At 52.9% G+C, this 11841-nt stretch carries 13 protein-coding genes and 2 pseudogenes; 7 read left to right on the top strand and 8 right to left on the bottom strand.

The genetic code is table 11. The features are described from left to right. Positions 1-77: 77 nt before the first annotated feature. Both DYL59_RS06925 and DYL59_RS06920 read right to left on the bottom strand, forming a co-directional pair. The gene (locus DYL59_RS06925; RefSeq protein WP_135288500.1) at positions 78-1301 is read right to left on the bottom strand and encodes a nucleotidyltransferase domain-containing protein; all 1224 of its coding nucleotides are present in this window, start codon (positions 1299-1301) and stop codon (positions 78-80) included. A gap of 7 nt (positions 1302-1308) precedes the next feature. Then, entirely contained in the window at positions 1309-2427 is a 1119-nt protein-coding gene (locus DYL59_RS06920) for an SAVED domain-containing protein (RefSeq protein WP_073637049.1), read from the bottom strand. Positions 2428-2634: 207 nt separating this feature from the next. On the opposite strand from DYL59_RS06920, the gene DYL59_RS06915 reads away from it, so the two are divergent. Beyond that, entirely contained in the window at positions 2635-3120 is a 486-nt protein-coding gene (locus DYL59_RS06915) for a hypothetical protein (RefSeq protein WP_073637051.1), read from the top strand. Between the two features lie 235 nt (positions 3121-3355). On the opposite strand, the gene DYL59_RS06910 is transcribed toward DYL59_RS06915, so the two are convergent. Further along, a complete protein-coding gene (locus DYL59_RS06910; protein WP_073637053.1) occupies positions 3356-3799 on the bottom strand; it encodes a winged helix-turn-helix transcriptional regulator in 444 nt (147 codons plus the stop codon). A 96-nt stretch (positions 3800-3895) separates the two neighbouring features. On the opposite strand from DYL59_RS06910, the gene DYL59_RS06905 reads away from it, so the two are divergent. Beyond that, positions 3896-4849, top strand: a complete 954-nt coding sequence (locus DYL59_RS06905) for an aromatic alcohol reductase (RefSeq protein WP_135288499.1) — start codon at positions 3896-3898, stop codon at positions 4847-4849. A gap of 130 nt (positions 4850-4979) precedes the next feature. Here DYL59_RS06905 and DYL59_RS06900 read toward each other — a convergent pair whose 3' ends face one another. The 3 genes from DYL59_RS06900 to DYL59_RS06890 form a co-directional block, all read right to left on the bottom strand. Beyond that, positions 4980-5447, bottom strand: a complete 468-nt coding sequence (locus DYL59_RS06900) for a 3'-5' exonuclease family protein (RefSeq protein WP_135288498.1) — start codon at positions 5445-5447, stop codon at positions 4980-4982. A gap of 81 nt (positions 5448-5528) precedes the next feature. Next, entirely contained in the window at positions 5529-5930 is a 402-nt protein-coding gene (locus DYL59_RS06895) for a hypothetical protein (RefSeq protein ID WP_073637358.1), read from the bottom strand. Between the two features lie 226 nt (positions 5931-6156). Then, complete coding sequence (locus DYL59_RS06890; RefSeq protein WP_073637055.1) at positions 6157-6714, bottom strand: hypothetical protein; 558 nt, start codon at positions 6712-6714, stop codon at positions 6157-6159. Positions 6715-6913: 199 nt separating this feature from the next. Here DYL59_RS06890 and DYL59_RS06885 point away from each other — a divergent pair, with 199 nt between their 5' ends. From DYL59_RS06885 to DYL59_RS32005, 3 genes and pseudogenes are all read left to right on the top strand, one after another. Continuing rightward, positions 6914-7429, top strand: coding sequence for a helix-turn-helix domain-containing protein (locus DYL59_RS06885; RefSeq protein ID WP_135288497.1), 516 nt, complete (start codon positions 6914-6916; stop codon positions 7427-7429). Positions 7430-7617: 188 nt separating this feature from the next. Then, positions 7618-8226, top strand: a pseudogene (locus tag DYL59_RS31585) (histidine phosphatase family protein); the annotation flags it as partial. 147 nt (positions 8227-8373) lie between these two features. Next, positions 8374-8760, top strand: a complete 387-nt coding sequence (locus DYL59_RS32005) for a DUF7693 family protein (RefSeq protein ID WP_420359272.1) — start codon at positions 8374-8376, stop codon at positions 8758-8760. Positions 8761-9065: 305 nt separating this feature from the next. Here DYL59_RS32005 and DYL59_RS06875 read toward each other — a convergent pair whose 3' ends face one another. Beyond that, the gene (locus tag DYL59_RS06875; protein WP_135288495.1) at positions 9066-9314 is read right to left on the bottom strand and encodes a CsbD family protein; all 249 of its coding nucleotides are present in this window, start codon (positions 9312-9314) and stop codon (positions 9066-9068) included. Positions 9315-9500: 186 nt separating this feature from the next. Between DYL59_RS06875 and DYL59_RS31575 the strand changes: the two are divergent. Beyond that, positions 9501-9710 (top strand): annotated as a pseudogene (locus tag DYL59_RS31575) (hypothetical protein). A 522-nt stretch (positions 9711-10232) separates the two neighbouring features. After that, the gene (locus tag DYL59_RS06865) at positions 10233-10499 is read left to right on the top strand and encodes a DUF2790 domain-containing protein (protein ID WP_135288494.1); all 267 of its coding nucleotides are present in this window, start codon (positions 10233-10235) and stop codon (positions 10497-10499) included. 165 nt (positions 10500-10664) lie between these two features. Here the strand turns inward: DYL59_RS06865 and DYL59_RS06860 are convergent, their stop codons facing one another. Further along, positions 10665-11591, bottom strand: coding sequence for a LysR family transcriptional regulator (locus tag DYL59_RS06860; protein ID WP_135288493.1), 927 nt, complete (start codon positions 11589-11591; stop codon positions 10665-10667). Between the last annotated feature and the right edge of the window lie 250 nt (positions 11592-11841).

Here is an 11841-nt window from a genome sequence, read left to right as displayed (position 1 = left end):
ATGTCGAGCCTGGCCCATCAAGCCAATCTTGTATGGCCTGTGCCGCAAGCTCATACGGCGTCCTTCCAAATCCCGGATCAAGCAAGCGTGTCGCGCTCCCCTGTAGAGCGAGGCCGTTGAGGCTGCGTTGCCGAGTTGCCTGGCGCAGTTGCCAGGAGGCCACCTAAAATACCCGTTGGCTGGGGCTGCATTTCCTTCCACCCAGACACACCGACCTCCCCGAAAACGGCACGAATTTTTTCTTCCGAGCGCTTACTGTAACCGGCTACGAAGAGCGCGAAGAGATCATCGCTCAGTTGACGGTGCCATGTGTTGAACTCTCGGGCACGAAGCCCACCGTCATGATTCCACTTATCAGCGAAGTTTTCTGGATAAGGGCCTTCTAAAGCAGGGTTGTTAACCTCGAATTGGCGGTCACGCTTGATATAGACAGGCATGCGCTCGACAACTTCCAAAACCACGTCAATTGCCGATACAAAAGCATTGGGCTCTTGAGTTGCCATATCCTGGTACGCCTTGGTCGCAAGCGTAACTAAGATCACAGAAATCGGCATTGCCATGCGGCGCTCATCGGGTAGCTTTCGGAAATAGCTATCACGGTGCAGCTTCATTAACTGTACCAGCCGACGCAAAATGTCATCGATCCGCACAGGCTCACTGGGGAGTGGATCTACCTTAACAACAGCGTCTTCGGCTTTGATCAACCACCGGCGCTGCTCAAAAGCAAATCTGAGCTGAGCAATTGAACAGAACCAGCTAGCGAACTCTTCAGGGTTTGAAGGGCTCCAACCTTTCTCCTGATCGCGTACCCGCAAGTCCGCACCCGTAATGGCGTACGAAACGGGAACGGCAGGAGTAACGTCGAAGTAGAACGACTCCCCGGGGTATCGCAGTCGCCAACAACGGTTCTTCGCCTCAGGTTCACCAGCCCCAGGGATCCCCCGGAGTGCCTCCCCGAAGGTATTGAAGAACATGTCGGGTGGCATAACTGATAGAGGCCCACCGCGTACCTTAATCACTATATCGAGGTCGAACTTTTCCGGCCCGTAGCCCGCAACGGTGGTTTGGGTACGCATCGAACCCTGTACGACGACATGCACGTTTTCTTCACGCATATTCAGCTTATGCGCCACATGTCGGGCGAGCTCGTAATACCGAGCCTCAGCGGCCCTTCTCTTCTCTTCTGGCAGTTCAAGTTTTTTCAGCAGCTTGACAATAAAGGACTCCCACTGGGTCTCCTCATTCGCCACCTGAATGGTTTTCGCCAAGAGGCGGGTTTTCGGCTCAAACATGGGCAGCATGGACACCTCAGGCGTAAGCAGTTTGAATTTCTGTGGGAACGTAGGTAGCAGAAGCGCCTAGCGTCAAGGGCATCCGGACACTCCATGGGTAAGCAGGTGTTTGTCCTTTCTCCCACTGGTAACACTGCAGCGCCGGCATATTGCGAGCGTCATAGGCTTTACCGAATCGAATGGACAAGCTGGCTGAGGCGGCGAGAACGAGATGTATACACGATACCCCACGATTCTGGAGCTCGGACAGAACGCCGAGGAACTGATCAGTAAGAGCGACTTGTTCTTTCTCTGACCACAAGGCGTTAACACGTGGGTAAGGGCGAAAGAGATGTATCAGGGGCATACCCGGAAACGTTTCTCTAATATCAGCAAGTTCCGCAGTGTAAGAAGCGGAAACTGCCATTACGACCGGGGCACTGCGCTTTGCGTCATCCAGTCCGTCGACCTCGAAGCGATTGCCAGAATCAATGTCCGTCAACTCCCGCCATTGTTCCTTTGTACGATCCCAATCCATAAGCGTCACGCGACCTTCGTCATCAAGCAGCACCCCCGCGTAAAACAAGAGCGGAACCTGCATCACGCCGCCAGCGAAAACCTGTACATCGGATCTCGAAGTGTCACCGCGCCGAAGCCTGAGGTTGCGAGGTATGTGTGCCAATTCTGCGAGCGCAGCTGGAACATTTAGTTCGCTTGGCGAAACCATGCTGCGCAGTTCTACTCGGCTGTCTTCTCTGCGCCCAATGAACCTCGCAGGAATAGCGGAAATCAGTGGGGCATCAGAAGTATCAACCAAGCCTCGCAGTTCAACGACCACAACCCGCTTGGTATCAGCCTCCTTCACCTCCCTCCTATAGATCACGAGGGTGAGCACGACCGCTACAAGGAAGCCAAGCATAAGAGCCCATGCGATCAATGTGGTAACCGCCGTCGGCAATCCACCGGTAACGGAAACTTTCAAGAACTCGATGAAACCGCCTATCTGTCGACCTTCGACTGTGAAATCGCCGAGAGACATGCTGACGAGCCCACCTACGCAAAGGGTTGCTAACGCCAGCCCCAGATTTCGCTTCCGCATGTGCCAAGCGGCGAAGGTACTGATGAGCGAAATAGCCCATTGAATGAAACTTGACATGGATCGCCCTGCTGTGATTCCAAGTAGCCTCTACCATATGTAGTATTTAAAAAACTTTCAAGCACTACATGCTGTGCCTAAGGCGTCCTTGGACTCTGGAGCTCTCGGATGTGAAGGCTGCTAGACTTGCATCACCACGATTACTCGACGCAAAGGCGATTCCTCGTAGCGACACCGGTAGAGCCCCAAGCGCTGAGGAGCAATCAAATGACTAAGCCGCTTTTCGACTTTGACCTCAAACGCGTCTCGCATCAGCACTACATAACAGGGAAAGCCGCCATCAATTTTCCACATCCAGGAAGCACCACGGGTGGGTGGCATTTCCTTGCATATTTTGATCGGGAATCCGGCGTGGCTAAGGTGTCGTTAGCAGGCATTCATTACCCTGACACCACAGCCTACTTTGGTGACCTTGGCATTATTGACGTGACCGATGAGCTAGCGGAGCGCGGCTGGTCTGTGGGTGGTCATCGCCCATTCATGGCCGATCACTACAGAGCCGCTGCGGACATGATCGTTAGGTGGGCATTGAGCGAGTCCATTCACTGCAGCGTCGAGATTGATGATTGGTTTCCCTCTCGTGCGGAGAGACAGCGACTGCTTGAGATTCTAGATGCAGGAAGGTCGAAGCTTTCCGAGGTTGGCCGATGGCAAAAAGTAGAAGCGTGGTTGCGTACACAAACCTTCAGCTAGGCGCTTGAACAATTCAATTGGCTGTCGCCGACTCCCTGCGTGGCAGCTGCCGGGCCGACCGTGATCATGAGTCTTATCCAGTCGGCGCGCTTCGATGGGCTGAATCCGTGTGAATATCTCAGGGACGGTTGGCGAGCCTGCGAGCGCAGGTGGCGAGAAAGCTTGAACAGCAACGACTTTGCCAATGGCCACAGGCCCATTCGGGCGGTGTGAGCAATGATTATCGAGGCGGTTCTCAATCCAATGGAATCGACGTGGGTATTTGCCATTCAGGTTTTTTATCAACCTGGCTGTCGAAAATCTGCCGTGCCTTGCGGAAATCCTCGGCGTTCGAGACTACCCAAGTCCAAATAGGGGACATACGAACCAACAGCCCCATACCGAGCGGAGTCAGCTCATACTCGACACGTGGCGGAACCTCACAGAACTCGCGGCGAACCACTAGGCCATCTCGCTCCATGGAGCGTAGCGTCTTGGTCAACATCCGCTGAGTTACACCAGTCATCTGCCTTTTTATTTCGGCATGACGCATGGTGCCGTACACCCCCAAGGCGTGCAGGATGCCCAACGACCAGCGGCTGCCTGCGTGAGCAAGCACTTCCCGCCTGACACCATCATCATCTTCCCTCAACGTTCGGCAGATTGTCTCTGCCTGACTAAGAGCCTCCTGATCGGTCATTTCATTGTCTGGTATCACAGGTGTGCCTTCTTACGAGCGTTGCCTAATCGTGCAAGCATTGGTTCATCTTACAGGCAACAGGTCTCAGGAGAAATCATGACCGAAGTGACCCAATTTTCCCCGCAATCCATTCTGGTTCTAGGCGCCGGTGAGCTTGGGCTCGCAGTCTTGCGCAATCTCGCGAGCGTGGCAGCGCGCGCGCCCGGTTCCACAATCAGCGTCCTTCTCAGGGACTCGACCATCAACACTCAAGTGCCTGAGAAAAAGGCCGAAATCGATGGGCTTCGGGGCCTAGGCATCCAGATGGTGGCCGCAGACCTTGTGAACGACTCAATCGATCAACTGGCTGAGGTATTCGCACGCTTCGATACCGTAATAGGCTGTGCAGGCATGGTCGCAGGCCGGGAAACTCCGATGAAGCTGGCTACCGCTGCGCTCAAGTCCGGTGTGAAGCGCTACTTCCCGTGGCAGTTTGGTGTCGACTTCGAGGTCATCGGTCGGGGCAGCCCTCAGGATCTGTTCGATGCTCAGCTTGATGTCCGCGAATTGCTTCGTGCCCAGGATAAAACTGAATGGGTGATCATCTCGACGGGTATGTTCACCAGCTTCCTGTTCGAGCCTGTATTCGAGGTGGTTGATTTCGAAAACGATACCGTCAACGCGCTTGGTAGCCTCGAGACCAGCGTGACACTCACGACTCCAGACGACATCGGTGCATTGACAGCGGAAATCGTTTTTTTCGAACCGCGCTTTAACAATGAAATCGTTTATCTCTCAGGAGACACAGTGACGTATGGAGAGGTTGCGAGCCTTCTCGAACGCGTACTGGGCCGTCCATTCAAACGTAACGTGTGGACTGTTCCGTACTTGCTCAAAGAGTTGGAGAAAGATCCAACGCATCACATCAAGAAGTATCGCGCTGTATTCGCCCAAGGCAGAGGTGTGGCTTGGCCAAAAGCCAACACCTTCAATGCGCAGCATTCGATTCAAGTCACGACCGCTCAGGAGTGGGCGCAGGCAAATCTGGCATCAGGCTCACCAGCCGATTGATTAATGAGCTAAAGCCGTCCACGGGAGGGCAGGATGTCTCGCTCGAGAATATCGAGCACGTGTGTCACCTCTGGATCTACGAATAGATAACTTGGCCGGGCGGTTTCAGATAACCGTCCAGCAAAGTAGTTCAAGCTTCGAAAAAAGCACGGCAGGCGTTCATCAGAGCAGTCGCGTCATGCAGAGCTCGATGGGGCCTAATTGTCGGCAGTCGCCTGTAGATTTCACTGGCAGCCTCCCGGCCTACAAATGTCTCCAAAGGCTTCAACTCGAAGGTGGGCATCAGATCTGCGGCCTCGAAAAGCACATCGAACCAAAAACTGTCTTGAGGTGAGTCGCTGCAAAGCACGTGGCCTGAAAACAGCTGATTCATATTTGTCGCAACAGCGACTGGGGTATCGCCTTCCTGAAGCAAATGATCCTGAGTGAGACCATGCATGTCTTGCGCATCGAACGACCAGTGCGTCCAGTACCGGACTGGCTTGATAAGCGAGCTGAAGGAGGTCTCACTCGACACGACAGCGACTTCGATAGGATAACTGTCAGGCGCTATTCCAGAGGCTTCAAAATCAATAAAAAAAGAAGGTCGCTCCACCATGCCGCTCCTGTTTAAGGTTGCGATTTTCAGCGGTCACCGACTGCTTGTGTGCTTGCGCCGCTATCGCTCGAACCAGCCGCTCTAGCTGGTAGCAGCCTGCGCAACTCGGTGATTTTGCAGATGCTGCATCTCACGCTCCCATTCAGTCAGGAACTTGTCCCAGTCTGTGGCGTAGGGCCCATCAGTAACTCTGGTTGATCCGATGCTCGCTTGCAGAAAGCGTTCTCGCCAGGGCTGCGGGATATCGCGCTCCAAAATGATGTCGATTCCGGAGTTATGACGCTTCGCTGAGACTGAATTATGAACCTCAATGATCTCGAGTGGCTTATCGCTGCAGGGAGTGTCGTTTCGCTCTTGGTCATCGAGATCATCTAGGACGGCAAGGAGGTCGGATGCATTTGAATCACCGGGGTGTAGGCTGGCAAGCGCCCACAGAACCCTTCGTCTAGTTCTCTCACGCTCGCGGAGTAAATCGCAGGTCATTTCAGCCTCCTTTTCACAAAGCTGGGCGGTGGTTATGGCGTGCCACCTTCGGCGGATGGCTGGCGTGAACCGAGCCACGGCAAACCGCGTCTCGGCCCTTCGGGCGCTCATCCTGCACGCCTGCGCGCTCCGCTTGCCTAATGTGTAGTGCGCCGGGATTTGACTGAGTTCAGTTCCTAGCGAACTTGTGGGCCAATCATTTCGCTTTTCCCGCCAGCCGCGAACATTACTCCTTATGAAACTTGCTGAAGCGACTCGACAGCGTGGAAGGGGCAATAATTTCCCACGATTCCGGCCTTGAGGTGGCACTGAAAATTACCCAGGCGCGCCAAAGGAAAAACAGCGCAACCAGCCCTGCTTCAAATATGGTAACCACTGTAGCGTTATACATGTAGCTTTGATCTTGTCCGAATAAGAAGATCAATGCGAATAAAGAAGGAAACCAGCCGATGAGAAATACCATGCAGAACCCGAGAGCGGCGGCGCCCGCCAAAATCATTGGTACCATGAGCCTAAAGGAAGTAGCGAACATTTTCTCGCCACTTTCTTTTTGAACACCATAAATCACACCAATATTTTTTTCTTTTTTACTACTGTTCTTGAACATCCCATAAAGTGTCACACTTTGGCCAACCTCTAATTCTTCGTAAATTTTATTGGTCAATGTCAAATTAGGAATTATAGATCCATCAATACTGACCTTGGCTTTATACCCACCGTTCATGGGCATCACAGATCGTACATAGTCGAGCGTTCCGGAAACTTTTACGCAATCAAACTTCATTACAACATTTACCTTTTATTCACGTAATAGAGTTCTGGAGCAGTTGAAATCTACAGCTTCCCCAAATGTAACCATGTTCCGGTAGCAGGGAGGTGCGCGCGGAAGACCCTGCTGCGAGGAGCTCTGGCGTTTCCCTGCTGGTAGGCGATACGCAGGTGATATCAACCAGCCATGCCCGAAGCTGAATATATTAGATGGAATGGGTTTTAGCAATGTGGCCTTATCCTCGCATTTGGAGATTCCAATGCTTGCTAGGGACTCACTTGCCGCTGTCCTACGCGTTCTCAGACGTGCCCGTGATCTGAAAGCAGAGGATTTTTCGACTGGCATCGACCCCACTCACGTGAACAACCTTGAAAACGGTAAAGTCAGCGTATCGCTTGAAACGCTCGAGTCCGTAGCAAAGATCCTTGACCTCCGAACCGTCTCGTTGCTGGTGCTCGCAACAAGTCTTCGCGAAAAAATATCGCCTCATGAGTTACTGGCCGAAGTAAAAACGGAAGTACGCGAGTTTTCTTCGCCACGTTTTTTGGCCGATTTCGCAAGCCAAATAGAAAATGGCGAGTTGGTACGCAGACCGTCGGGAGCTCAGGTTTCCCAGAAAAAATTGGCTGCTGTACGAGAGTGCAAGGTTGCGGGCATGACTCAGCGCGAGACAGTGATCAAGCTCGGTTTACCTGCCTCCACTGTGCAGCGTTACTGGCACAAGGAATAGTTTTCTCACTACAGTGCTGTCGGGATTCTCAGAGGCTCTCCACACCCACCATTCCCGACTTGCCCATGCAGACCACTGACCAAAGCATTCTGATATCGTTGGGGCAACAATCCATTGGCTCTACGTCATAAGCAGCCAATATCAGAAATGGATGGAACGCGCTGCGTGCCAGCCTGTGAGAGTTTTCGATGAAGCATGTCAGGCTAATCAGGCACGGTGAAAGCGCGGCCAACGCCGGCAAAGCCAGCCTGGATCACTCGAGCATCCCTCTTACGCCAAAGGGTGTCGAACAAGCGCGCCTAGTGGCCGGGTCATTCGTCCAAGCCCCAGGTCTGATTGTTACCTCTCCGTTTTCCCTAGCTCAAGCAACGGCGATGCATACACTCGCTGCTTTCCCCTCAGCGCCGTTCGAAATATGGCCCATCCACGAGTTCACGTACCTTGAACCTGCACGGTGTTTCAACACGACCGTAGCCCAGAGACGAGATTGGGTGGAGAGATACTGGGCCAAGTCAGACCCCGCGTTCACGGACGGGGAAGGCGCCGAGTCATTTCTAGACTTTATATCTCGAGCTAAGTCTTTCCTGGATCGACTTGCAGTGCATCCTGCTCATGACATCGTAGTGTTTTCGCACGGGCAACTTATCAATGCCGTCGCGTGGCTGATCAAGCGCAACCCGCTGACAATCGATGGCCAGGCAATGACCGAGTGGCGCGAGTACGAGATCACCAACCACGTGCCTAATTGCTGTGGCTACAAGCTAACCAAGCACCCAGAAGATGCTGGCTGGAGATTAAGTCCTAGAGAGCCGCGAATTGACGTAGCTCAATGCGTGCCAGGCAGAGCCTACCAAGCAGTTCGCGATCCGGAGCGTTTGCTCATTGAAGAGCGCGCCGAAGCTCTCTCAGCTGCAGGCTATCCACTGCCAGTTGATGATCCGGCTATGTACGCTGAGCAAAGGCTAGAAGAGGCCAGAGCGGCAGCTCGTTCATCCCAAGTAAGTAGCGTTAGCGGAAACACTACGGCGGAGATCTCAGCGAGAGAGGTATGCCAGGTATTGCGAGAGGTCGCCTTCGAGCGACGGACGATGACCAAGGTGAGTCAGGCGTCTTGGGATGAGATTTATGCGGGCCATTTCGTGGTGAGCGTCGAGGGTTGGCGGATATCGATCTACAACGACTGTGACACGCTCGACTACTGCGAAGAGTGCATCAGCTCTGATGGGCGACGCTGGTCGTTTGACTCTGGAGATCGCTTTGGTACTGACCCGATAGCGTTGCTCAGCACTTGGGAACATCAGACGCTTAAGCGTCTCCTGAAAGCGCTCTAGGGAGTCAAGTTCGAGCGGGCCTCTACGAGGACGGCTGTCGTAAACCAAGCCTCGATGTTGCCGAGTCTTGGCCCTGTGGGCTTCCATCCTCCCGCCTGCGCGCTCCGCTTGCTAATGACCCCAAGTCACCCTTCCAAGAGATTTGTGGCCCAATAGCCTCGTCGTAATTTGGACGTGCTGCTTGGATGGAAGTGAGTTGTGCATACCTGCCCTCGTACCCCCGCAGCCCGCTGATGGACAGTTCTAGAGGACGGAGGCGATAAGCGTTAAAGGGAGCACCCCTGTCGAAACGTCCTTTTCCTTACTCAGCGGCGAAAGAGACGGTCTAGAACCAGCAGAGCAATTGCACCAATCGCGATTGCAGCAACTGGTTTCTCTTTAACGAACGTGGATACGCTGTCCAGGGCATCGCCATAGGTTTGAGTCAGCTGACCGGCAGCTTGGCGTCCCGCACCTTCGGCTTCCAGCTTCGAATCACCAAGCAGTTTTCCGACTGCGCTTTGGGCTTTGCCGGCAACCTTTTCTACAACGCCTTCTACCTGTTCGCTCTTCATGATTCACCAAACCTTCGTGTGTGATTGAGTAACCCAGAAAAACCTGGGCTTAAAGCAACCTGCACGGAGTTAGGGGGACGGGCGTAATGATTAGTTCAAAGTTGATGAGCCTCTGGATTTGTCCGCGAAGCACCTGACCTTTTTTATGATGCGCTATGCTGAGCATCCCTGAAGGAGATCACATCAATGCCAAAGGAATACTCGTTGTCAGATGTGCTTGAAAGAATGTACCAAAACCAGCTCGCCCTGGAGGCTGCCCTGATGGAACTGACGCTCTAGGTAGAAGCCCAGGGACATGCGGAGGTCGGCGACAACGTCCGTGGTGCGCTTTACACAATTAGTGAGAACGCTGGCCACATCAAACAAGGTTTGGCTCGCCTCAAACAGAGTGAATGATTACCCCTTACAATTTTTTCACATCCATCGGCGTACGGTGACGTCAGCTTCTTTTAAGATTCACAGCCCGCACTCCCCATCGCGGGCTTTTTTTTGCCCGCAACAATACTGCGAGTGACCTAGAGCCGACCTGACTTATGCAATGTGAGCTTGGTGGAGGCTGAAATTGATCAGGCATTACGCAGCTGACGTGGGAGATGGTCTACGAGAGCGCAAAGATCGATTGGGGCGCTACGCCAACAACAGTCATCTCATCGTCTGTTTCAGGCTCATCCGCGATTATTGTCTGAATGCATAACAGTCTTTCCCAAATTCGCGTCTATTTCCCCATGGCCCGGCGGGAATAAAGTTTGTCCTGTCGCGCAGCAAACCACTTACAGCCAGCAGTTGCACAACTGGCGAGTACGTCGATTGAATCGTCAGCAAACAATAGTTTTCGCTTAGAGAGATCACTAACTCCGTGCGTCTCTTCGACCAAGTTTCGATTACCCATACAGATTTAAATATTAAAGGAAAGCCCCCATGAAAGTTCCAGTAGCAATGATCGCACTCTTTGGCTTTAGCGCTATGGTTATGGCGCAGGAAGGCCCTACTTCAGTGCAAGTCCAACAAATTCCTATTGAGCAGTACAGCTATTCCACGCATCTCGACGTTGCCAAAGTAATCTCTCAAACTGAAGTAGCCGATGTGTGCGGCGTGGTACCGATGCGCATGACCTATGAAGACTCACAAGGCAAACAGCATATTTTGGCATACGAAGTGATGGGAAGTGGCTGCAGCAATGGCTAATTGATTAGAACTTAAAATAACTGCGTCTCAGTTTTTACACTGAGGCGCAAAAAAATTAAATACTTCTAACTTTTGGTTTTCGTCTGCGAGGCGATTCATGCCTGGCATTATGTAACTTTACTCCACTGCAACTGCAATACCTCTTCAAGCCTTAATTGGCTTTCTTCAAGCAATGAGTTCCTGAGCGGTATTCATCAGCTCGGTACCTACCCGATTTTTTAACGTGTCGATGAAGCGAGCGATTTTTGCATCAATGAACTGGCGTGATGTGTAGACGGCGTAAACGTTGCGTTCGTAGGTATGATACTGGGGCAACACACGCACTAGCCTGCCTGAACGCAAATCCTCAATGGCTGAAAAACCGGCCAGTAAACCTATGCCTGCTCCCTCTCTAATGGCGACCGCCATTGCGTCCATATCATTGACGCTGAAACTCGGGCCTTTGGGGGCAAATGTGGCATCCCCGGTCTTGCTCTTCAATTGCCATTCATCCCGCACGTAATCGACGGTGCCCAACAACAGACAATGATGATCGTTGAGATCCTCTGGCGTCGCAGGGGCAGCGTGTCGCTCCAGATACTCTGGAGACGCAACCAGCACACAATGGCTTACTCCGATTTTTTGGCTGACGTACGCTGAGTCAGGCAGCGTTCGAGCAATCAGTATCGAAACGTCCAGTTGGTCTTCTAGAAGGTTAGGCATTCGCTGAGAAAGCATTAAATCCACGGTAACATCGGTGAATTCTCTGCGGTACTCCAGCACGGCAGAGGTGACCAGTTGTCGCGCGAGCCCCGGCACACAATGCACACGCAATGTTCCCCTAGGTTTCAACGCCGCGTTACTCGCCTCCGCCTCTGCATTTTCAAGGTCTGCCAGAATTTTGGTACAGCGCTCATAGAAGCGCCGGCCAGCGTCTGTCACCGAAAGCCGGCGGGTCGATCGCTGCAACAGGCGAGTGTCTAGCACGTTTTCAAGCGCGGAAACCGCACGCGAGACGTTGCCAACCGTAGAGTCCAGATGGTTTGCCACAGCAGTGAAACTGCCCATCTCAACAACTTTCACGTACACGGACATGTTCGTAAGCTTATCCATCCAACTCTACCTATCGATCTAATTCCAAGCGTTCTTCACTTCAGAAGTACGCGACCCTAGAACCATTGAAACCTTGAGCCTCGAGCCGGACTGCCTTCACCGCGTAACGTGGGCGGTGATTGCAGATGCTACACGCTCCTGGCTGCGCTCGATATTACCTCCAGACACAACAATGATTCCCTCCTTGCCGGCTAAATCAAACGGCTCGTACTCCATAGACTTGGTTGCACAGGGCGCCAGAACAAGCACT

The sequence above is a fragment of the Pseudomonas kairouanensis genome, from assembly GCF_004682055.1.
Classification (GTDB): Bacteria; Pseudomonadota; Gammaproteobacteria; order Pseudomonadales; family Pseudomonadaceae; genus Aquipseudomonas; species Aquipseudomonas kairouanensis.
The sequence above is the reverse complement of the archived record's forward strand: the minus strand, read 5'-3'. Positions and strand labels throughout refer to the sequence as shown.